Annotated in this window: 13 protein-coding genes; 7 read left to right on the top strand and 6 right to left on the bottom strand. The window is 72.7% G+C overall.

Translation table 11 applies throughout. The features are described from left to right. Positions 1-427: 427 nt before the first annotated feature. Positions 428-976, bottom strand: a complete 549-nt coding sequence (locus tag ACZ6ZP_RS41965; RefSeq protein WP_366463043.1) for a MarR family winged helix-turn-helix transcriptional regulator — start codon at positions 974-976, stop codon at positions 428-430. A 116-nt stretch (positions 977-1,092) separates the two neighbouring features. On the opposite strand from ACZ6ZP_RS41965, the gene ACZ6ZP_RS41960 reads away from it, so the two are divergent. Then, a complete protein-coding gene (locus ACZ6ZP_RS41960; RefSeq protein WP_351167567.1) occupies positions 1,093-2,370 on the top strand; it encodes an MFS transporter in 1,278 nt (425 codons plus the stop codon). A 3-nt stretch (positions 2,371-2,373) separates the two neighbouring features. Here the strand turns inward: ACZ6ZP_RS41960 and ACZ6ZP_RS41955 are convergent, their stop codons facing one another. Together ACZ6ZP_RS41955 and ACZ6ZP_RS41950 are read right to left on the bottom strand one after the other, a co-directional pair. Further along, positions 2,374-4,044 (bottom strand): ATP-binding SpoIIE family protein phosphatase, encoded by a 1,671-nt coding sequence (locus ACZ6ZP_RS41955; RefSeq protein ID WP_366463044.1) that lies wholly within the window; start codon positions 4,042-4,044, stop codon positions 2,374-2,376. A 142-nt stretch (positions 4,045-4,186) separates the two neighbouring features. Continuing rightward, positions 4,187-5,545, bottom strand: a complete 1,359-nt coding sequence (locus ACZ6ZP_RS41950) for an NAD(P)/FAD-dependent oxidoreductase (RefSeq protein WP_351167563.1) — start codon at positions 5,543-5,545, stop codon at positions 4,187-4,189. A 374-nt stretch (positions 5,546-5,919) separates the two neighbouring features. On the opposite strand from ACZ6ZP_RS41950, the gene ACZ6ZP_RS41945 reads away from it, so the two are divergent. Beyond that, positions 5,920-6,693, top strand: coding sequence for a TetR/AcrR family transcriptional regulator (locus ACZ6ZP_RS41945; protein ID WP_351167561.1), 774 nt, complete (start codon positions 5,920-5,922; stop codon positions 6,691-6,693). Between the two features lie 228 nt (positions 6,694-6,921). Then, positions 6,922-8,850 (top strand): sigma-70 family RNA polymerase sigma factor, encoded by a 1,929-nt coding sequence (locus ACZ6ZP_RS41940; RefSeq protein WP_469410490.1) that lies wholly within the window; start codon positions 6,922-6,924, stop codon positions 8,848-8,850. 84 nt (positions 8,851-8,934) lie between these two features. Here ACZ6ZP_RS41940 and ACZ6ZP_RS41935 read toward each other — a convergent pair whose 3' ends face one another. Next, entirely contained in the window at positions 8,935-12,156 is a 3,222-nt protein-coding gene (locus ACZ6ZP_RS41935; protein ID WP_469410489.1) for a BTAD domain-containing putative transcriptional regulator, read from the bottom strand. A 181-nt stretch (positions 12,157-12,337) separates the two neighbouring features. After that, positions 12,338-14,434, bottom strand: a complete 2,097-nt coding sequence (locus tag ACZ6ZP_RS41930; RefSeq protein WP_351167555.1) for an asparagine synthase-related protein — start codon at positions 14,432-14,434, stop codon at positions 12,338-12,340. A 696-nt stretch (positions 14,435-15,130) separates the two neighbouring features. Between ACZ6ZP_RS41930 and ACZ6ZP_RS41925 the strand changes: the two genes are divergently transcribed. From ACZ6ZP_RS41925 to ACZ6ZP_RS41910, 4 genes are all read left to right on the top strand, one after another. Then, complete coding sequence (locus ACZ6ZP_RS41925; protein ID WP_351167553.1) at positions 15,131-16,588, top strand: MFS transporter; 1,458 nt, start codon at positions 15,131-15,133, stop codon at positions 16,586-16,588. Positions 16,589-16,764: 176 nt separating this feature from the next. Next, a complete protein-coding gene (lhgO, locus tag ACZ6ZP_RS41920; protein ID WP_351167551.1) occupies positions 16,765-17,967 on the top strand; it encodes an L-2-hydroxyglutarate oxidase in 1,203 nt (400 codons plus the stop codon). A 102-nt stretch (positions 17,968-18,069) separates the two neighbouring features. Further along, complete coding sequence (trmB, locus tag ACZ6ZP_RS41915; protein ID WP_361469822.1) at positions 18,070-18,933, top strand: tRNA (guanosine(46)-N7)-methyltransferase TrmB; 864 nt, start codon at positions 18,070-18,072, stop codon at positions 18,931-18,933. A gap of 43 nt (positions 18,934-18,976) precedes the next feature. Further along, positions 18,977-20,374: a PrsW family intramembrane metalloprotease gene (locus ACZ6ZP_RS41910; protein WP_366463050.1), complete on the top strand. Its 1,398-nt coding sequence runs from the start codon at positions 18,977-18,979 to the stop codon at positions 20,372-20,374. A 12-nt stretch (positions 20,375-20,386) separates the two neighbouring features. Here ACZ6ZP_RS41910 and ACZ6ZP_RS41905 read toward each other — a convergent pair whose 3' ends face one another. Continuing rightward, positions 20,387-21,331 carry an aldo/keto reductase gene (locus tag ACZ6ZP_RS41905; RefSeq protein ID WP_351167545.1) on the bottom strand — a complete coding sequence of 315 codons (945 nt, stop codon included), beginning with the start codon at positions 21,329-21,331 and terminating at the stop codon, positions 20,387-20,389. Positions 21,332-21,434 lie beyond the last annotated feature (103 nt).

Here is a 21,434-nt window from a genome sequence, read left to right as displayed (position 1 = left end):
TATCAGACTCTTTCGTGTCCGATTTTCCTCGGTGCCTTTCAGGTTTCCGCTCCGGCCTTTCGGCTTTCGCGTTTCCCTTTCCGGCGGTTCCGACTCTACCAGATCCTTTCGGGCCTGATTCCCAGTCAGCGGGGTTTGTCTTCCCGGCTGTTGGGCCGTTCCGACGTCTCAAACTCTAGCGGTTCTTCCCGGCGACTCATAATCGAGCCGTGGAATTGAATTCGGGCACGCCGAAATCGTTCCCGGTGGGATGTCGTGCAGAGTTTGTTTTGCCGCGTCTCAGCGGCGGGAGGTGCTGTCGCAGAACCGTTACGGCTCCGTGGCAACCCGAAGAACCTTACGGATCCGCCAGGTGACTGTCAAACGCCCGAGGTCGAGCGCTCGCTCCCCCTCTGTACGGCCGCTCAGTCCGGCTCTGTACGGCCGCTCAGTCCAGATCGGTGAGGCGTCCGCCCGCGTCCGGCTGGGCGTGCTCGACCCGGCGCAGAAGGCGCGTCAGTACTTCCCCCAGGGCGCCGCGCTCCTCCTGTGAGAGGTCCTGGAGGAGGTCCTCCTCGAAGACCGTGGCCAGGCGCATCGCCTCCAGCCACTTCTCGCGGCCCTCCGCGGTGAGCTCGACGATCACTCGTACGCGGTTGTTCTCGTCGCGGTCCCGGGTCACCAGACCCTCCGCCACCATGCGGTCGATGCGGTGGGTCATGGCGGCCGGCGTGAGGCCGAGGCCTTTGGCCAGCTCGCCGGGGCCCATTTGGTACGGGGCGCCGGAGAGGACCAGGGCCTTGAGGACCTCCCACTCGGCGTTGCTGATGCCGAGGGTCGCGGTCTGCCGCCCGTAGGCGACGCTCATCCGCCTGTTGAGGCGGCCGAGGGCCGAGACGATCTCCTCGACCTGGGGGTCGAGGTCCTGAAACTCCCGCTGGTAGGCGGCGATCTGCTCTTCGAGAGTCGGCTCACTGGGGCCGGGAGTGTCACCCATGGCCCGCAGTATGGCACGCCCTCACTTGGCGTTGAAGTTCTTCTGTGTGTATTGTTTAGGCTCTAACTTTAGCTTCGAAGTCTTCACTCCTAAGGCAGGTGAAAGTGACCAGGGCGATGGGCGCAGCGATGCGTCGTATTCAGGTAGGCAGCGCGCTGAGTGCGTTCGGCGTCGGATTCACGGTTCCGTTCCTCTACGTGTACGTGGCGCAGGTACGGGATCTGGGCGCCGGTACGGCGGGCATCGTGCTCGCCGCCTTTGCCATGGCCGCGCTGATCGTGCTGCCCGTCACCGGGCGCGTCATCGACCGCCGCGGCCCGCTCCCCGTACTCATGGGAGCCGCGCTGACCGCCTCGGTGGGTGCCCTCGCCCTGGGCTTCGCGAACAGTGAACCGACGGCGATCGTCTCGGCGGCCCTCCTCGGTGCGGGCACCGCGGTCATGCAGCCGGCGCTCGCCACGATGATTGTTTGGTGCTCGACGCCCACCACGCGTACGCGTGCCTTCGCGATGCAGTTCTTCCTGCAGAACCTGGGCCTGGGCATCGGCGGTCTCATCGGCGGCCAGATCGTCGACGAGCACGACCCGGGCAGCTTCATCACGCTGTTCTCCATCGAGGCCGTGATGTTCCTGGTGCTCGCCGCGATCGCCGTGTCCGTGCGGCTTCCGCACGCGCCGTCCATCCAGGACGCCGTGCCCAAGGACGGGTCCGCGCCACAGAGCGGTCTGCGGGCGCTCCTGCGGCACAAGGCGATGGTGCAGCTGTGCGTGCTCGGCTTCGTGCTCTTCTTCGCCTGCTACGGACAGTTCGAGTCGGGCCTCTCCGCGTACGGCGTCGAGGCGGCCGGGATCTCGGCGTCGACGCTCGGCATCGCGCTCGCCGCCAACACGGCCGTGATCGTCGTCGCGCAGTTCGCCGTCCTGAAGTTCGTCGAGCGGCGCAAGCGGTCCCGGGTGATCGCCGCCGTCGGTCTCATCTGGGCCGTCGCGTGGATCGCGGCCGGTTACGCCGGCCTCGGGCACGGCAGCCAGGCCATGGCCACCGCCGCGTTCATCTCCACGTACGCGCTCTTCGGGCTCGGTGAGGCGATGCTGTCGCCGACCGTCGCGCCGCTGGTCGCCGACCTGGCTCCGGCCGGGATGGTCGGTCAGTACAACTCGGCCTTCGCCCTGGTGAAGCAGCTGGCGCTCGCCGTCGGCCCCGCGGTGGGCGGTCCGATGGGGGCCGCGCTGCACGGGCCGTACATCGTGACGTTCCTGCTGTTCTCGCTCGGCATCACGGTGCTCGCCGTGCGGCTCGGCAAGCAGCTCACTCCGCTGCAGAACCAGCCGTACGTGGCCAAGAGCCGGGTGGTCGCCCAGGGCGCCCCCGAGCCCGTACCGGCGAACTCCTAGGCACTACGCGCGCGGCAGGGCGAACTCGCACCAGACCGCCTTGCCGCCGCCCGGTGTGCGCCGCGAGCCCCAGTTCGAGGCGATCGTGGCGACGATGGCGATGCCGCGCCCCTTCTCGTCCGCGGGCTCGGCGCGGCGGCGCCTGGGCAGGTGGTCGTCGCCGTCCGTGACCTCGATGATCAGTCGGCGGTCCGTGCGGCGCAGCCGCAGGCGCATCGGCGGGGTGCCGTGCTGGAGGGAGTTGGCGACCAGTTCGCTGGCCGCGAGGACTCCCAGGTCGTGCAGTTCGGACGGGAAGCGCCAGCTGGCGAGGACTCCGGTCGCGAAGGCACGCGCGCGTGGCGCCGCTTCCACGCCGCCGAGCAGCTCCAGGGCGGCGTTGCGGAACAGCTCGGCGTCCAGGCCTTTGCGTGCCGGGTGCTGGAGGACGAGGACCGCCACGTCGTCGTCGTGGTCGGCCGTCACCCCCAGGGCGCGGATCAGGCGGTCGCACACCACCTGGGGAGTTCCAGTAGCGCCCGCGAGGGCGCGCTCCAGGGAGGCGACGCCTTCGTCGATGTCCTCGCTGCGCCGCTCGACCAGGCCGTCCGTGTAGAGGACGGCGGTCGAGCCGGGCCCGAGCGGGACCGAACCCGAGGTGTGCAGCCAGCCGCCGGTGCCGAGCGGCGGGCCCGTGGGCTCCTCCGCGCGGTGGATCGTGCCGCCCTCGTCCCGTACGAGGATGGGCAGGTGCCCGGCGGAGGCGTACACGAGGTTGCCTTCGTTCGGGTCGTGCACCGCGTAGACCATGGTGGCGATCTGGCTGGCGTCGATCTCGGCCGCGAGGCCGTCAAGGAGCTGCAGGACCTCGTGCGGGGGCAGGTCCAGGCGGGCGTAGGCGCGCACGGCCGTGCGGAGCTGGCCCATGACGGCCGCGGCGCGGACACCGCGGCCCATGACGTCGCCGATGACCAGGGCGGTGCGGCCGCCGCCGAGGGTGATCACGTCGTACCAGTCGCCGCCGACCGCGGCCTCCGTGCCGCCCGGTTGGTACGTGGCGGCGATGCGCAGGTCGTCCGGCTGCTCCAACTCCTGCGGGAGCAGCGAGCGTTGCAGGGTGACGGCCGTCTCGCGCTGGGTGCGCTCGCTGGCCCGCAGCCGCTCGGCGGCCTCCGCGTGGTCGGTGACGTCGGCGGCGAAGACCAGGATGCCGTCGTCCTTGAGCCCCGTGGCCGAGCCGCTCACGGGGAGCGTGACGGGGGTGCAGGTGAAGGTGTACGACCGGCCGCTCGCCGCCTTGCGTGACTTGACCGTGCGCGGCTTCGAGCTGCGCAGGACCTGGTCCAGCAGGGGCAGCAGGCCGAGTTCCTCCAGCTCGGGCAGCGCGTCGCGGGCGGGTTCGCCCACGGGACGGTCGCCGAATGCGGTGGCGTACGCGTCGTTGACGTACGCGACGCGGTGGTCGGGGCCGTGCACCAGGGCGACGAGGGCCGGAATGCGGTCGAGCACCTCACGGGTCGGCAGCTCGTCGACGCCGGCGGCGGGGGTCAGGGTCGTGCCCTCCTGGCTCCCCTCGGCACGGGCCGCGGGGACCGAGCTCTCGGCTCGCTGTGGCGGGGAGATCCCCAGGTCGGTGCGCGCCGCGGCGCGGCGCTGCGTTCCGGGGAGCCGGGCGCTCCAGCGCGTGAAGTTCACTGCGGTAGGCCTCGTGATGTCGCTTCTGGATCGGGCGGGGATTTCCGGCGGTCCTGGCCCGCCCATGGTCACACGAACAGTCTGGCCGACCGGACTGACATCCGTCAGACGCCGGTGTCACGCGGGGAGTTCCTGCCTCCGGTCAGGAGGACTCCTTCGGGCTTCTGCCCCCGGCCGCGAGTTCGAACTCCGCACGCGGGTGCTCGAGCGACCCCAGGGAGACGATCTCGCGCTTGAACAGGCCGGACAGGACCCATTCGGAGAGCACCCGGGACTTGCGGTTGACGGTGGGCACGCGGCTCAGGTGGTAGACGCGGTGCATGAACCAGGCAGGGTAGCCCTTCAACTTCCGTCCGTAGACATGTGCGACGCCTTTGTGCAGTCCCAGGGACGCCACGGAGCCCACGTACTTGTGCGTGTACTCCTTGAGGGGCTGTTCGCGCAGGGACGCCGCGATGTTGTCGCCGAGCGTCCTGGCCTGGCGCACCGCGTGCTGGGCGTTGGGGGCGCACTCCTTGCCGGGCTCGTCCGCGGTGACATCGGGGACGGCTGCCGCGTCTCCCGCGCCCCACGCGTGCGTGACGCCGTCCACGGACAGCTGGGCGGTGCAGTCGAGGCGGCCGCGTTCGTTCAGCGGCAGGTCGGTCGCGGCGAGCACCGGGTGCGGTTTGACGCCCGCGGTCCACACGACCGTGCGGGTGGGGAAGCGCGCGCCGTCGCTCAGGACGGCGACCCGGTCCTCGCACGAGTCGAGACGGGTCTCCAGGCGTACGTCGATGTTGCGGCGCCGCAGCTCACGGACCGTGTACTTGCCCATCTCCTCGCCGACCTCGGGAAGGATCCGCCCGGAGGCCTCGACGAGGATCCACTTCATGTCCTCGGCCTTGACGTTGTGGTAGTACCGCGAGGCGTAGCGGGCCATGTCCTCCAGCTCGCCGAGCGCCTCGACTCCCGCGTAGCCGCCGCCCACGAAGACGAAGGTCAGGGCCGCGTCGCGGATGGCCGGGTCGCGCGTGGAGGAGGCGATGTCCATCTGCTCGATGACGTGGTTGCGCAGCCCGATGGCCTCTTCGACGGTCTTGAAGCCGACGCCGTGCTCGGCGAGGCCCGGCACGGGCAGGGTGCGCGAGATCGATCCGGGGGCCATGACGAGCTCGTCGTACGTGATCTCGACGGCGCCCGAACCCTCGTCCTCGGTGGCCAGCGTGGTGAAGGACGCGGTGCGCTTGGCGTGGTCGACCGTCTTGACCTCGCCGATGACGATCCGGCATCTGTCCAGGACACGGCGGAGCGGGACCACGACGTGGCGCGGTGAGATGGAGCCGGCCGCGGCTTCGGGCAAGAACGGCTGGTAGGTCATATAGGGATCGGGCGTCACCACCACGATCTCCACTTCGCCCCGCTTCAGCTCCGGCTTCAGCTTCCGCTGGAGGCGCAGTGCGGTGTACATGCCGACGTAGCCGCCGCCCACAACGAGAATGCGCACAGGTTCCTTCACCATCCCATGACGCACCCCGCTCTTGCGTTTGTCCACAGCCTCGGCAATTTGTGTGACCGCTCGCGGCGGGCGGCGCGCCGTCGGGGCCTTGCCGGGCCTGATGGAAGGTGTGCAGGTCAGCGGGGGAAAGAGGGGGAAAGCAAGAGGGTGCAATCGGGTCGGAAACGGTGCGTACTCCGATCGGGGGGCGCTCTGTGCGGAACCCACCCCTTCTGAATTGACTCTGGCTCAACTATGTTCGTGTGCTGTCGGGGTGTCGGGGGATGCGCTCGTCGGGTCCAGCTACGGGGCCCGGGAATCGGGCTTGCTCCTCACACTTCGGTAGTCAATGGCGGGGAGTGTCTCCGGGGGGAGACGTCATTACCGGGGGAACGCGTATGCATATTCAGGAATCTCACTGGACTTCGAGCACGGCGTCGGCGTCAGCCGTCGCCACCAGCGGGAACGGACGCGACATGGGGGACGGACCGCGTTCGACGCCGCTGCGTGTGGACGCACAGCGCAATCTCGAGCACGTACTTCGCGCGGCGCGCGAGGTCTTCGGCGAGCTGGGTTACGGCGCGCCGATGGAAGACGTGGCCCGGCGCGCACGGGTCGGCGTCGGCACGGTCTACCGGCGCTTCCCCAGCAAGGACGTGCTGGTGCGGCGCATAGCCGAGGAGGAGACCTCCCGGCTGACCGACCAGGCGCGTTCGGCGCTCGGGCAGGAGGACGAGCCGTGGTCGGCGCTCTCGCGCTTCCTGCGGACGTCCGTCGCGTCGGGCGCGGGGCGGCTCCTGCCGCCGCAGGTCCTTCGGGTGGGCGTCGCGGACGAGATCGCGGGCGTTCGGGACGACGAGGCGCGCGTGCCGCAGCAGCGGCAGGCGGCTCCGGCCGGTCCCGACCTGCGGCTCGTCGAGCAGCGCTCGGCTCCGGCCGAGGAGTCGGCGGCGGACGACCCGGGGGCGGTCGCGCTCCTGGACGTCGTCGGGCGCCTCGTGGACCGGGCGCGGGCGGCGGGCGAGCTGCGCGCGGACGTGACCGTGGCGGACGTGCTCCTGGTGATAGCCACGGCGGCGCCCTCGCTGCCGGACCCGGCGCAGCAGGCGGCGGCCTCGTCGCGGCTGCTCGACATCCTGCTCGAGGGGCTTCGGTCGCGTCCCACGGCCTGAGACGGCACGAGGGCGGCACCAGGCCAACACCTGAACGGCTCGGGGACGGCTCAACTTCCGGTGAACACGCGGAGGTTGAGCCTTCCCCGAATGGGTGAACGGTAGTGCTCGGATACGGGAAGTCACCTCGGACGGGTGGTTGACCGTCATCGCCGTCCGCCGTAGCACGGCCGTATGGCACTCTTTCCCGGATGGCCGGGTCTGAGTGTGCAAGCGGGGGCTTCCGCGATGAGTGGTGACGGGCGGGACGAGTCGTCCTCCGCCTTGGGCGATGAGGCCGCGGGGCTGCCTCATCGACAGGTGCCGAGCCAGGGCGGACCCGGAGCCGCACCCGGAGCCGCAGCCGGCTCCGATGGTGGCTCCGGCGGCCCCGATCCCAGCGTTCCGCCTCAGCGTGCCGTTCCTGTTCCCGTTTCCGTTCCCGGGGACGGTCCACCGGCCGACAGCGACCTGATCACGCGGATGCGGGCGGGCGACGACACCGCGTACGAAGAGCTGTACCGAAGGCACGCCGAAGCGGTCCGCCGGTACGCCCGCACCTGCTGCCGGGACGCGCACACCGCCGACGACCTCACGGCCGAGGTCTTCGCGCGGATGCTGCAGGCCGTCCGTGGCGGCAGCGGGCCCGAGCACGCGGTGCGCGCGTATCTGCTCACCACCGTGCGCCGTGTCGCCGCCGGGTGGACGAAATCGGCGAAGCGGGAGCAGCTGGTCGAGGACTTCGCGGTGTTCGCCGCGCAGGCCGCGCGCAGCTCCGAGGTCTCCGACGACGACACCATGGACCTGGGCGCGGACGTGCGCGCGATGCACGAGGCCGAGCAGTCCATGGCCATGCAGGCGTTCCGGAGCCTTCCGGAGCGCTGGCAGGCGGTGCTGTGGCACACGGAGATCGAGGACGAGTCCCCGAGCGACGTCGCCACCCTCTTCGGGCTCGACGCCAACGGCACCCGGGTGCTCGCCAAGCGGGCGCGCGAAGGCCTGAAGGAGGCGTATCTCCAGGCCCACGTGAGCACCACGCTCACCGACAACGAGGAGTGCGCCCGCTACGCCGACCGGCTCGGCGCCTACGCGCGCGGCAGCCTGCGCACCCGGGCCGAGCGCGGCCTGCGCAAGCACTTGGAGCAGTGCGCCAAGTGCCGTCTGGCCGCGGGCCAGATCAAGGAAGTCGCCAGCGGCATTCCCGGGGTCGTGCCGATCGCGGTCATCGGCTGGTTCGGTGCCGCCGGGTACGCGAAGGTGGCCGCCCTCGTCGGCGGTGGCGCGGCGAGCGCCGCGGGCGCCGGTGCGGCGGGGGCGGCAGCGGCGAGCGGTGGCCCGTCCGGCGGCGCGGCGGGCGGTGGTGCCGCCGCCGAGGGGCTCGGCGCGCCCGCCAAGGCCGGTATCGCGGCGGCTGTGGTCGTCGCGGCCGCGGCTGCGGCGATCGCCCTGACCGCGGGGGGCGGGGACAAGCCCAAGGACCTGCCGAGCGCCGGGAAGACGCCGGCCGCCGAGCCCGAGGTGCCGAGCAAGCCGTCGCCCCCGAAGCCCAAGCCGAAGCCCGGGCCCGCGCAGCCGGCCGCCGAGCCCAAGCCGAAGCCGCCCGCGAAGGCGACCCCCGAGCCGAAGCCGAAGCCCACTCCCGAGCCGAAGCCGCCGGCCCCGAAGCCGGAGCCGAAGCCGACGCCCACGCCGTCCGAGCCGAAGCCCGAGCCGCCTCCACCCCCGCCCCCGCCTCCGCCCGCCCCGACGGTCTACCAGTGGAGCGAGCTGCGGTACGGCGTCGTCGGTGACGGCACCGCGCCCGAGATGCGGCTGGGCGAGAGCAGTTGGGTCTGGCAGCGGGACGGCCTGTCCATCGCGGACAAACAGTACGGCCACGGCGTGACCGTCCACGGCCAGTCCTCCGTCACCATCGACCTGAACCGCACATGCTCGGCCTATGAGGCGGTCGTCGGTGTCGACGACATGACGCTGGGTCTCGGCAAGGTGCGCTTCTCGGTCTTCGGGGACGGCGTACAGCTGTGGAAGTCACCGCTGATCAAGGGCGGGGACCCGGCGGTGCCGGTGGCGGTGAACCTGACCGGGCGCAAGACGATCCGCCTGGTCGTCGAGCCGCACTCGCCGTTCGACACCGCCGCGCTCGCGGACTGGGCGCAGTCGCGCTTCCGCTGCACGTAGTACGTGGGCCGTGGGTCGTGGGCCAGCTCGGCTCGGCGTACGTGGGCCGTGGCCCAGCTCGGCTCGGCGTACGTGGGCCGCGGCTCAGCTCAGCTCGGCGACGGCCTCGTCGGCGGTGAGTCCGGCACCCGCGGTGCGCTCCGCCTCGTACCGCTCGTCGCCGAGGGCCGCGAGCGCCGCCGTCTCGACCCGCGCTGCCGCGTCCAGATACGGCGCCGGGCGCGGATGGCCACTGCGCAGCCGGGTGCCGAAGGCCAGCAGTCGGGCGGCGCGCGGATGGTCTCCGAGCCTGCTCACCAGGGTGGCTCCGCCGTCCACCAGGGACGCGACGACCAGCTCCGCGCACCGGCTCTCCAAGGCCTCGCGCAGGCCGTGGGCGAGCAGCGGCAGCGCCTGTTCCGGCCCCGACTCGGCGGCCACGATCCTGGCCTCGAGGCCCCGAAGGTCCGCGTTGAACTGCGGCGGCGGGGTGCCGCGCTCGGCCTCGGCGTGGGCCGCGTCGAACAGGGCGCGGGCCTCGGCGACGTCGCCGTCGTCCAGCGCCATCGTCGACTGGACCATCCGCATGAACGCCCGGGAGTCCGCCACTCCGTACCGGTCGGCCTCGATCCCCGCCTCGTGGAGCGCCTTCGCCGCAAGATCACGGTCGCCCTCGCGGTACGCGATCTCGGCGAGCCGGACGATGAGGAAGGGCGTCTCGGCGTAGGCGCCCACTTCGTACGCGAGCCGCAGCGCTTCGTCGTACTCGGCGCGCGCCTCCTCGTGCAGGCCGCGTGCCATCGCGGCCTCGCCCGCCGCGCTGGACACCTGGGCGCGCATCCAGCGGTCGCCCGCGCGCCTGCTCAGCCCGCGCAGCTCCGCGAGGTCCTCGTCGACACCGGACAGATTGCCCGGGGCGTCGACGGCCTGGTGCGTACGGAACATCAGGCTGACGCCGATCTCCCAGTCGCCGCCGTACCTGCGGCAGTTGGCGACCACCGCGTCCAAGCCGGGCCGGGCCGCGTCGGGGCCGTCGAGGAAGTAGGCGGTGAACGGCCAGAGCAGCCCGGGGAAGCGGGCCGCCGCGGGCACCGGCCGCGCGAAGGCGTCCCGCACCCGCCCGAGGTAGCGGCGGTCGGCCTCCCCCGTCACCGCGTCCGTCGGCCTGGACTCCGCCACCAGGAAGAAGTGCAGCAGCCGCAGGCTCATCCAGGACCAGTGGAGCGGGTCGTCCGTGCCGTCGGGGCCGTCGGGGGTGCCGTCGGGGCCGTCGGGCGGCATCGCGGGCGCCAGGCGCAGGATGCGGGCGATCCACTCCGTGCTCTCCCTGCGGTAGTTCCGCAGCCACCAGAACCATCCGATGCCCAGGGCGAGTGCCAGGGCGTCCTCCGCGTCGTGGGACTCGATCGTGCGCTGCAGGGCCGCCCGGATGTTGTCCAGCTCCGTCTCCAGACGCTGGATCCACGGGAGTTGGTCCGCCGAGCGGAGCAGGGGCTCGGCCCGCTCGACGAGGGCGCGGACGTACGCGGTGTGGCGGTGGCCCGCCGCGGTGCGCAGGTCCGGGGTCTCGGCGGCCCGCTCGGACGCGTACTCGTGGATGGTCTCCAGCATGCGGTAGCGCATGTCGCCCCCGGCCGTGGGCTCGGCGATGAGCAGGGACTTGTCCACGAGGGCGCCGATGAGGTCGGCCGCGGGTCCGGTGCAGACCGCCTCGGCCGCCTCCAGGTCCCAGCCGCCCGCGAAGACGGACACCTCGCGCAGCACGGTCCGCTCGGGCTCGTCGAGCAGGTCCCAGGACCAGTCGACGACGGCCCGCAGGGTCTGCTGGCGGGGCAGGACCGTGCGGGCGCCGCTGGTGAGCAGGCGGAAGCGGTCGTCGAGGCGGTCGGCGATCTGCCGCGGGGTGAGCAGGCGCAGCCGGGCGGCGGCCAGTTCGATGGCGAGCGGGAGGCCGTCGAGCCTGCGGCAGATCTCGGCGACGGCCTCGGCGTCCTCCTCCGCCGCGAAGTCCGGGCGCACGGCCGTGGCGCGCTCGGTGAACAGGCGGTGCGCCGGGTCGGGCGGCAGGGGTTCCACGGAGCGGACGAACTCGCCTGGTACGCCCAGGGGTTCGCGGCTGGTGGCGACGACGGTGAGGTCCGGGCAGTGCGTCAGGAGGGTGTGGGCGAGCTCGGCCGCGGCGCCGATGACGTGCTCGCAGTTGTCAAGGATCAGGAGCAGGCTGCGCGGGGCGCAGTACTCGATCAGCAGGCCGACCGGGTCGTCCTGCGGCACCGTGAGGTCGCTGGTCATCAGCACGGTCTCGCGCAGACCGAGCGCGCTGACGACAGCACCGGGGACCGCCTCAGGCCGGTCGAGCGGGGCGAGCTCGGCCAGCCATGCCCGCGGATGCCCGGCGGCGGCTTCCTCGGCGAGGCGGGTCTTGCCGGAGCCGCCCGGTCCGGTGAGGGTGACCAGGCGGGCTCGTCCGATGTCTGAACGGATGGCGGCGAGTTCGGGTTCCCGGCCGACGAAGCTGGTCAGGCGAGGGCGGATGTTGCCGGTCCGCTCGGGCCGCTCCGTTCGCTCAGGCTTCGCGGGCGGCCTCTCGGCCGTGCGCGCCGCGGCCGTGTCCGGGTCCAGCAACTCCGCGTGCAGGGCGCGCAGTTCCGGGCCCGGGTCGGCGCCAAGGGCGTCGGCGAGCGTGCGGCGCGCGTTCTCGTACGCGGCGAGGGCGTCGGCGCCGCGGCCCGCGTCGCGCAGGGCGCGGATCAGCAGGGCGTGCAGCGCCTCGTCGTACGGCTGATCGGCGGTCAGCTCCCTCAGTTCCGGTACGACGTCGGAGGCGTGCCCCAGGAGCAGGTCCGCCTCGACGCGGGCGCGGGTCGCCTCGGCGAGCAGCGCTTCGGGGCGGGTCGCCGCGCTGCGGTCGGGCAGGTCGGCGAGTGCGGGGCCGCGCCACAGGGTGAGCGCTTCGCGGAGGGTGCGGGCGGCTGCCGCCGGGTCGTGGTCCAGGGCCGCCTTCCCCTCGCGTACGAGACGTTCGAAGCGGTGCAGGTCGATGTCTTCGGGGGTGGCGGTGAGGCGGTAGCCGCCGGGTCCCGAGGCGACGGCGTCCTTGCCGAGGGCGCGGCGCAGGCGGCCGACGAGGGCTTGGAGGGCGGCGGGCGCGTCGGTGGGGGGCTCGTCCTGCGCCCACACCTCGGCGATGAGGGTCTCCATGGGGACGGTGCGGTTCGGGCGCAGCGCGAGGGTGGCGAGGAGCGCGCGAAGCCGCCGGCCCCCTACGGGCAGGGGCTCTCCTTGTTCGTCGTACGCCTCGGTGGCGCCCAGGATTCTGTACCGCACGGGGTCATTCTCGCCGGTGGGGTGGGTCGGGGCGCGAGGGTTTACCTCCCCCGGGCCCGACGCGACGCCCGGCCCCGGTCCTCAAGCAGCGGGCAGAGCAGTGCGCAGAGCGCCGGACAGAGCCCCGCGCAGCGCACCGCGCAGACCACCGCGCAGACCACCGAACAGGCTGCGCCTCCGGCTACCGCCCCGCCCCCAACGCCCCCCTCTGCGGCACGACGCTCCCCGTAGGGACCGCCCTCTGCCGCGCGGGAGTGCCGGTCCAGCACGTGCCCCTGCGGGAGAGCAGGCGGCGCAGCCACAGCTCCGTGGAGACCAGGTCCGCCAGGCCGTCCAGCGGCAGTGGCTCGCCCTCCGCCGCCGCGCGCAGCGCCTTGCGGACCACGCGGGCCTCCACCAGGCCCGCCTGCGCGAGCAGGGGTGTGTCGAAGAGGGCCAGCAGGTCGTCCACCGCCACCCGCAGGCCCGTGCGCGCCGCCGCCGCGGACGACGCGTGGGACGGAGCGCCCCAGCCGGGCGGCAGTTCGGCCACTCCGGCGCCCTCCAGGACCGTACGCAGGATCGCCGCGCGGGCGCCTGGCTGGACGCGCAGGGCGACGGGGAGCGCGCGGCAGGCCCGGACCACCTGGTTGTCCAGGAAGGGCGCGTGCAGGCGCTGGAAGCGGACTTCGGCCGCCTGCTCCAGGACGCGGAGGTCCGCCGCGTGCCTCGCGAGGGCCGCGCGGGCGCGGAACTCGCCGGGGCGCTGGCCGGGCCCGGCGCCGGGGCGCCCGGTCGTGTCCTGGAGGCGAACCGATACTTCGGCCAGCGCCTCGCCCGTCAGCCACCGTGCCGCGGGCCCCGGCCTGGCCCACGCCAGGGCGGCCATCGAGGCCCCCACCGCGCCGCCCGGCTCGTCGAAGCGGCGCTGGAGGAGACGGTCGGCGAGCGAGTCGACGCCCGCGCGGTAGGACATCCGGGAGAGCTTGCGCGCGGCGCCGTACACGCGCGCGGGGACCATGACGGAGCCCGGGGAGCCGTCCGCCTTAGCCAACGCGGCCACGGGGCGCACCAGATGGCGCCGTCTGCGGTCCATCAGGAGATCGGCGAGGCGGGCCGGATGCGCGTCAAGGACCTGCCGGGCGCCGTACCCCGTGAAGTGGTCCGCGCTGCCCGACGCGAGCCGCGTGCGGTGGCGCTGGGCCGTGACGAGCGATGCGCTCGGCTCGTCGGTCAGCGGCCCGTCCAAGTCCGCGTACGGAAGGGCCTCTTCGCCCGCGGCGACCACCACGTGGTGCAGGCGGGGATTGGCCGCGATGGCGCCCGCCCGCTCCAGCTCGGCCTCGCGGCCGTTGATCGCCAGGTCGTTGAAGGTGACGGCAAGGAGCCGCTCGCCCGCGCCCGTGCCGTGGCCGAGGACCGTGCCTGGCATCCCCGGGAGGCCCGCCGCGAGCAGCGCGAGCGTGCCGGACGCGGGCCCTCCGGAGAGGTCGGCGCCGATGCCGGGCACCGGCATCCCGCGCGCCGCGCGCCGCTCGGCCGGTCCCATGCCGGGCACGGGGCCCGGGTCGACCTCGGCTCCGGGGACGTGCCGCGGGGCGCCGAGGCGGGCGCGCACCGCCTCCACGAGGGCGTCACGGACGCCGTCGACCGCGGTGGTCGCGTCGGCGGCGGGCGCGGCGACCGCGAGGGACGCCACGTGTTCGTACCCGGCGATCTCCCGTGCGCCCGCGCGCAGGATCAGTGCGTGCCCCGGGGGCACGCGCCGCACGCCCTGGTAGGGCGTCGAGTCCTGGAGCGCCTCCGGCACGTCGGGCGCGGCGAGCAGCGCCGCGAGATGGCCGATGTCCAGGTGGGCCTCGATGAGGTCGGCGAGCGGCAGCGCGGCCGTCGCGAAGGCCGTGCCGGAAGCCCAAGGGGTGTAGAAGACGGGGCGTGCGCCCGCGAGGTCGCCGGCGACCATGACGCGGCGCCCGACCTGGACGACCGCGGTGTAGCTGCCGGACCACGCGGTCAGGTGCCGCAGGGCGCCGCCGCGGGCCGCGAACAGACCGACCCTGAGCTCCTCGTCGCTCGCCCCGCAGGTGCCGAGGACCGCGATGCGGGTCTGCTCGTCGGCCTTGACCGTGCGCACCTCGTCGGCGCGCCAGTCGCCCACCGCCCACAGCGGATCCGGATCGCCCCAAAGGAGTTGGGAGCCCACGGGATGAACGGTCTCGCCATTCTCACCGGTGGCCCCGGCCGAGCCCACCACCGCAGGCTTCGCGGCAGTGCTGCTCCACCCCACCAACCACCGCATCGTTGCCTCCACAGGCTGTGGACAACCAGTGCATCGAGAACTGGGGTCCCATGCTGCCACGAAGGAGGCGCGCAGGAGGGGCTACGGAGGTGCTCGCGCTCCCCTTAATCTGCGGCCGGGGAGCGGTACTTGGAGGGCGCGACCACGCCCTTTCGGTTGCGCGGGGGCGCATTGCCCCGGCCTCCGGAGAGGCGATTTTCGGCCAAATCAGCGGGTGGCGCTCACGTGACGGAACCGTAAACGGCACCACACAGTCCGGGAGGCGTTGCCCGCCCCCCGGACTGGTCCGCCGCCCGCGGGGATGGAGGCGGCGGTGTCCCCCAGCCCGCTGACTCCAGCGCAGCGGGCCGACCCACGCACCGTCAATGGAAGCGCTGCCCTTATGGCCGGTGAAGAGCGCACACGCAGGCGCACGGCCACACACCCGGAGCACACCACCGCACTCCCCCGCTTCTCCACCGGCAACAATCTCGCCATACGGAACTGCGCCTCTTAACGCTTGGGATTCGGCGAACTACGCTGTGTGTGCTGATGTTTTCGCGGAGGCATATACCTGGGGGCTCGGCCAAATGCTCTTGCGGCCGAGATTCCGGGCCACGGCGGTCGTAGTCGCGGACGCCGCTGCCCTGGGGGAACGCAGCACGCATGCCGCGCGGTCAAGCCATCGCGGCAGCCGTCTGTGTCGAGGGGTGGCGCATGTCCAGGGAGCAACGCGGGCCGAACGAAAAACTCGGCACCGTTCTCGCCCTCGCGGGAATCAGCAATGCGGGACTCGCACGCCGGGTGAACGACCTCGGCGCTCAACGCGGGTTGACGCTTCGATACGACAAGACATCGGTGGCCCGGTGGGTGTCCAAGGGCATGGTGCCGCAAGGCGCCGCCCCGCACCTCATCGCCGCGGCCATCGGCCAGAAGCTCGGCCGTCCCGTCCCGCTGCACGAGATCGGGCTCGCGGACGCCGATCCGGCGCCTGAGGTGGGCCTCGCCTTCCCGCGCGACGTGGGCGCCGCGGTCAAGTCGGCGACCGAGCTCTACCGCCTCGACCTGGCGGGCAGGCGCGCGGGCAGCGGCGGCATCTGGCAGTCCCTCGCCGGCTCCTTCGCGGTCAGCGCGTACGCCACGCCGGCATCGCGCTGGCTGATAACCCCGGCCGACAGCTCGGTCGCCCGCGACGTCGCCCCGGACGAGCCCCGCGAGTTGGGGCACGCCGACGACAGCGCGAACAGCGGGATGCCGATGAAGGTCGGCCACAGCGACGTGGTGAAACTGCGGGAGGCCGCCGAGGACGCCCGGCGCTGGGACTCCAAGTACGGGGGCGGCGACTGGCGTTCGTCGATGGTCCCCGAGTGCCTGCGGGTCGAGGCCGCGCCCCTGCTGCTCGGTTCGTACTCGGACGAGGTGGGCCGCTCGCTCTTCGGGGCATCGGCCGAACTGACGCGCCTGGCCGGCTGGATGGCCTTCGACACCGGCCAGCAGGAGGCCGCCCAGCGCTACTACATCCAGGCCCTGCGCCTGGCCCGCGCGGCGGCCGACGTCCCCTTAGGGGGGTACGTCCTGGCCTCCATGTCCCTCCAGGCGACCTACCGCGGCTTCGGCGACGAGGGCGTCGACCTCGCGCAGGCGGCCCTGGAGCGCAACCGCGGCCTGGCCACCGCACGCACGATGAGCTTCTTCCGCCTCGTCGAGGCACGCGCACACGCGCGCGCCAGCGACGCGCAGGCGGCGGGGGCGGCACTGCGGGCGGCCGAAGGATGGCTGGAGAGGGCCAGGGACGGCGACAACGACCCGTCATGGCTCGGTTTCTACGGATACGACCGCTTCGCGGCGGACGCCGCCGAGTGCTACCGCGACCTGAAGGCGCCCCGCCAGGTGCGGCGCTTCACGGAGCAGGCGCTCTCGCGGCCCACGGAGGAGTTCGTGCGCTCGCACGGGCTGCGGCTCGTGGTGTCGGCGGTCGCCGAACTGGAGTCGGGGAACCTGGACGCGGCCTGCGAGCAGGGCACGCGCGCCCTGGAGGTCGCGGGACGCATCTCGTCCGCGCGCACCACGGAGTACGTGAAGGACCTGCTGCACCGCCTGGAACCGTACGGCGACGAGCCGCGGGTGGTGGAGCTGCGCGAGCGGGCGCGGCCGCTGCTCGTGGCCCCCGCGTAGTTCACCGGGATCCCTGTCGTGGGGCATCCAGGATTCAGGTCGAGGGCCCGAAGTGTCCCCCCGTGCGGCGCCGGAACGGCAACAGCATTTACGCACCCTGTAACCCCGCGGTCCTCGCCGGGTTTGAGGGCGTTGTCAGTGGCGCAGTGCACTATCGGGGTGGGAGGTGATGCGGGATGGTCCGGGCCGCGGCGTACGACTGCGACGTGCTGGTGATCGGCGGCGGAATCGTCGGTCTGTCGACGGCGTATGCCCTCACGCGTGCCGCGCCGGGCACGCGGGTCACCGTCCTGGAGAAGGAGCCGGGCCCCGCCCGGCACCAGACGGGACGCAACAGCGGGGTGATCCACAGCGGCATCTACTACCGCCCCGGCTCCCTGAAGGCGCGGTACGCGGTGCGGGGCGCCGCCGAGATGGTCAAGTTCTGCGCGGAGTACGGCATCGCGCACGAGGTCACCGGCAAGCTGATCGTCGCCACGGAGCGCTCCGAGCTGCCCCGCCTGCACGCCCTCGTCCAGCGCGGCAGGGAGAACGGCATTCCGGTGCGCGAGCTGGGCCCCGCCCAGATCGCGGAGTACGAACCGGAGGTGCGCGGGCTCGCCGCGATCCAGGTCGGGACGACGGGGATCTGTGACTACGGCTCGGTGGCGGAGCACCTCGCGGACGCCTCGGGGGCCGACGTCCGGTACGGCGCGGAGGTCGTCCGCATCGACCGGCGCCCGGCGCTCGGGGTGGCCGTGCGCACGGCCGACGGCTCGGTGGTGCGGGGAAAGGTCCTGGTCAACTGTGCGGGACTGCAGTGCGACCAGGTGGCACTGCTGGCCGGAGACGACCCCGGGATGCGGATCGTGCCCTTCCGGGGTGAGTACTTCGACCTGGCGCGGCCCGAGCTGGTGCGGGGCCTGGTGTATCCGGTGCCCGATCCCGCCTTCCCCTTCCTGGGGGTGCATCTGACGCGGGGCATCGGCGGCGGGGTCCATGTGGGGCCCAACGCGGTGCCGGCGCTGGCCCGTGAGGGGTACGGATGGGGTGTGGTGCGGCCGCTGGAGGTCGCGGGGACGTTGAGCTGGCCGGGAGCCTGGCGCATGGCCGGGCGGCACTGGCGGTACGGGGCGGGGGAATTTCGGCGCTCCCTCTCCAAGGCGGCCTTCACCTCGGCGGTGCGGCGGCTGCTGCCCGCGGTGACACCGGACGACCTGGTGCCGGTGGCGGCGGGGGTGCGGGCGCAGGCCGTCCTGCGGGACGGGACGCTGGTGGACGACTTCCTCATCCGGGAGGGGGCGCGGGCCGTGCACGTACTGAACGCGCCGTCGCCTGCGGCTACGGCTTCGCTGCCGATCGGGCGCGAGGTCGCCCGGCGGGTGCTTGCGGTGCTGTAGAGGCCGGCCCTCCAGCCCGTACGCCGGGCGAGGACGACCGCCAAGGCCCCGCGCCGGTGGGGTTCGGGAAGGGGCGTGGTTGGGGACTAAAATCCCCCCACTGTGTCTGATTCACCCGCCACCCCCAGCAGCCCCCGCCCCGCACGCCCGAAGGGCGAACCCCGTTTCCCCGACGGCCCCGCACCCGACCCCGCCGGGTCACACTTCGAGCGGCGGATCCGAAGCTTCCAGCCCCGGCGGAGCCGCGTCACCGCAGGCCAGGCGGACTCGCTCCAGCGGCTGTGGCCCAAGTGGGGCCTGGACATCGACGGGCAGCGCACGCTCGACCTCGCCGAACTCTTCGGCGGCCCGCGTCCCGTCGTACTCGAGATCGGCTTCGGCATGGGCGAGGCCACCGCGCAGATGGCCGCCGACGACCCGGACACCGGCATCCTCGCGGTCGACGTGCACACCCCCGGCCAGGGAAACCTGCTCGGCCTCGCCGAGCGGAACGGCCTGGAGAACATCCGCGTCGCCAACGGCGACGCCGTCATCCTGCTCCGCGAAATGCTCCCGCCCGCCTCCCTCGACGGCCTGCGCGTCTACTTCCCCGACCCCTGGCCCAAGGCCCGCCACCACAAGCGCCGCATCATCCAGCCCGACTTCCTCGACCTCGCAGCGCCCCGCCTCAAGTCCGGCGCCGTGCTGCACTGCGCGACCGACTGGGAGCCGTACGCCGAGCAGATGCTCGAAGTCCTCACCGCGCACCCCGCCTTCGAGAACACCCGGGCCGACGGCGGATACGCGCCCCGTCCCTCCTTCCGCCCCCTCACCCGCTTCGAGGGCCAGGGTCTGGACAAGGGGCACGTGGTCCATGACCTGCTGTTCCGGCGGACACCCGAGCACGGGACCGAGCACGGTGCCGAAACCGGAACCGAACCCGGAATCGGCCACGGAACCAGCCACGGAACCAGCCACGAGGCCTGAGACACCGTCGCGGCCCGCCCCCGTCCCTCGTTAGGGTCAACGGGTGGCCACACGTTCTCCGTACCCGTACCCGATGCCCCCCGCAGGGCCCGCCGGGCTGCGGCACGCGCGCTGGTGGCAGCGGCGGGCGATACGCGCGGCCGCCCTGGTCACGCTGCTCGCCCTCTCCGGCCTGGTGATCCTGGCCCTGGTCCGGGAGCAGACGGGCACCGAAGGCTTCCTCGTCGGGCTCGGCCTCGCGACGCTGCCCGTGCCGCTCCTGGTGGCCGCCTTCCGCTGGCTGCAACGGGTCCAGCCGGGCCCCTGGCGGAATCTGATCTTCGCCTTCGCCTGGGGCGCCTGCGCGGCCGCCCTCATAGCGATCGTCGCGAACAGCTTCGCGACCCGCTGGATAGCCACCGCCACCGCCGACCCCAACAGCGCGGACACCCTCGGCGCGACCGTCATAGCCCCGATCGTCGAGGAGAGCGCGAAGGCGGCGGCCGTGCTGCTCGTCTTCCTCTTCCGCAGACGCGAGTTCACCGGCATCGTCGACGGCGTGGTGATCGCCGGCGTGACCGCGACCGGCTTCGCGTTCACCGAGAACATCCTCTATCTCGGCAGCGCCTTCGGCACCGACCAGATCAACGGCGGCACCGGACTCGCCTCCGTGACGGCGGCGACCTTCTTCGTACGCGTCGTCATGTCGCCCTTCGCGCACCCGCTCTTCACCGTGCTCACCGGCTTCGGCTTCGGCATCGCCGCGCTCAGCGCCGACCGCCAGCACTGGCGCCGCGTCCTGCTCCCGGTGGGCGGGCTCCTCCTGGCGATGGGCCTGCACGCCCTGTGGAACGGCTCGGCGAGCTTCGGGAGCTACGGCTTCTTCACCGTCTACGCGCTCTTCATGCTGCCCTCGTTCGGCCTGCTCACCTGGCTGGTGATCTGGATCAGGCAGCGCGGCCTGCGCATCGTGCGGGCCGAACTGCCCGCGTACGCGCTCGCGGGCTGGCTCACCGCGCCCGAGCCGTACGCGCTCGGCACGATGCGCGCCCGCACGCTGGCCCGCGACTACGCCTCGTACACCCAGGGCAAGGCCGCGGCGCGCACGGTCGCCCAGTACGAGACGTACGCGACGTCTCTCGCGCTTCTTCGCCACCGTGGGCGCAAGGGCCGCGCGGGCGCCGACTTCGTCGTACGGGAGCGGGAGTTGCTGCACGCGCTGTGGGAGCGCCGCGAGGCGGCACGGCCCGCCCTCGCGTACGCGGCGCGCGCGACGGCACCGGTGCTGGTGCCGATGCCGCCGCCGTACGGGTACCAGCAGCAGCGCGGGTACCAACAGCCGTACGGATACCAGCAGCCTTATCCACAGCAGCAGCACCAGCAGCCGCCGCAGCCCCCGTACGGATATCCCTACGCCCAGCCCGCGATGCCCTATCCCGCGTACAACCCCTACCGCGGCTGAGAAGGGCTCGACTCAGGCGGAGGCCACCGTCAGCGCCGACAGCTCGGCGGCCGTCAGCTCGAACTCCCCCACCGCGAGCAGCGCAGGCAGCTGCTCGACCGTACGGGCCGACGCGAGCGGCGCCGCCACCGTCGGCTGCGCCGCGAGCCAGGCCAGGGCCACGGTCGCGATCTCGGCGCCGCGCGCCTGGGCGACCTCGTCCAGGGCGGCGAGCACGCGCCGCCCGCGGCCGGTGTCCAGGTGCTTGCCAGCGCCCTCGGCCCGCGCGCTGTCGACCTTCGCACCCGGGCGGTACTTGCCCGTCAGGAAACCGGACGCGAGCGCGTAGTACGGGACGGCGGCCAGGCCGGAGCGCGATGCGACCTGCTCCAGGGTGCCCTCGTACGTGTCGCGCGAGACGAGGTTGTAGTGCGGCTGGAGCACCGAGTAGCGCGCGAGGCCCTCGCGGTCGGAGAAGTCCAGGAACTCCTGGAGCCGGTCGGCGGTCACGTTCGACGCGGCGATGGCGCGGACCTTGCCGGACGTCACCAGCTCGTCGAGCGCGCCGATGATCTCCTCGACCGGGACGGTCGGGTCGTCGTAGTGCGTGTAGTAGAGGTCGATGTAGTCGGTGCCCAGGCGGCGCAGCGACTCCTCGGCACCGGACTTGATGGTGCTCGCGGACAGGCCCTTGTAGTCGGGGTGGGCGCCGACCTTGGTGGCGAGCACGACGTCGGAGCGGTTGCCGCGCGCGGCCAGCCAGCTGCCGATGACGGTCTCGGACTCGCCGCCCTTGTTGCCGGGCACCCAGGCCGAGTAGACGTCGGCGGTGTCGATGAAGTTGCCGCCGGCGGCGGTGTAGGCGTCCAGCACGGAGAAGGACTGCGCCTCGTCGGCCGTCCAGCCGAAGACGTTGCCGCCGAGTGCCAGCGGGAAGACCTCGAGGTCGGACGAGCCAAGTTTGCGGAGAGAAGTCATACGGGGCTCAACGCCCCTACGGATCTCGGCATTCCGTACAACGGGATGCCGGTTCCACTCGGTGGACACGCGCAACGGGGAGCGGGCGCGGAGCGCGGACATG

It is taken from the genome of Streptomyces sp. NPDC054047 (assembly GCF_055585065.1).
The sequence above is the reverse complement of the archived record's forward strand: the minus strand, read 5'-3'. Positions and strand labels throughout refer to the sequence as shown.

Coding starts and splice junctions, on each gene's coding strand:
- ACZ6ZP_RS41945 (WP_351167561.1), top strand. CDS start 5,920: ATGCATATTCAGGAATCTCACTGGACTTCGAGCACGGCGTCGGCGTCA.
- ACZ6ZP_RS41905 (WP_351167545.1), bottom strand. CDS start 21,331: ATGACTTCTCTCCGCAAACTTGGCTCGTCCGACCTCGAGGTCTTCCCG.
- ACZ6ZP_RS41925 (WP_351167553.1), top strand. CDS start 15,131: ATGTCCAGGGAGCAACGCGGGCCGAACGAAAAACTCGGCACCGTTCTC.
- ACZ6ZP_RS41930 (WP_351167555.1), bottom strand. CDS start 14,434: ATGCGGTGGTTGGTGGGGTGGAGCAGCACTGCCGCGAAGCCTGCGGTG.
- ACZ6ZP_RS41965 (WP_366463043.1), bottom strand. CDS start 976: ATGGGTGACACTCCCGGCCCCAGTGAGCCGACTCTCGAAGAGCAGATC.
- ACZ6ZP_RS41940 (WP_469410490.1), top strand. CDS start 6,922: ATGAGTGGTGACGGGCGGGACGAGTCGTCCTCCGCCTTGGGCGATGAG.
- ACZ6ZP_RS41950 (WP_351167563.1), bottom strand. CDS start 5,545: ATGGTGAAGGAACCTGTGCGCATTCTCGTTGTGGGCGGCGGCTACGTC.
- ACZ6ZP_RS41960 (WP_351167567.1), top strand. CDS start 1,093: ATGGGCGCAGCGATGCGTCGTATTCAGGTAGGCAGCGCGCTGAGTGCG.
- lhgO (WP_351167551.1), top strand. CDS start 16,765: ATGGTCCGGGCCGCGGCGTACGACTGCGACGTGCTGGTGATCGGCGGC.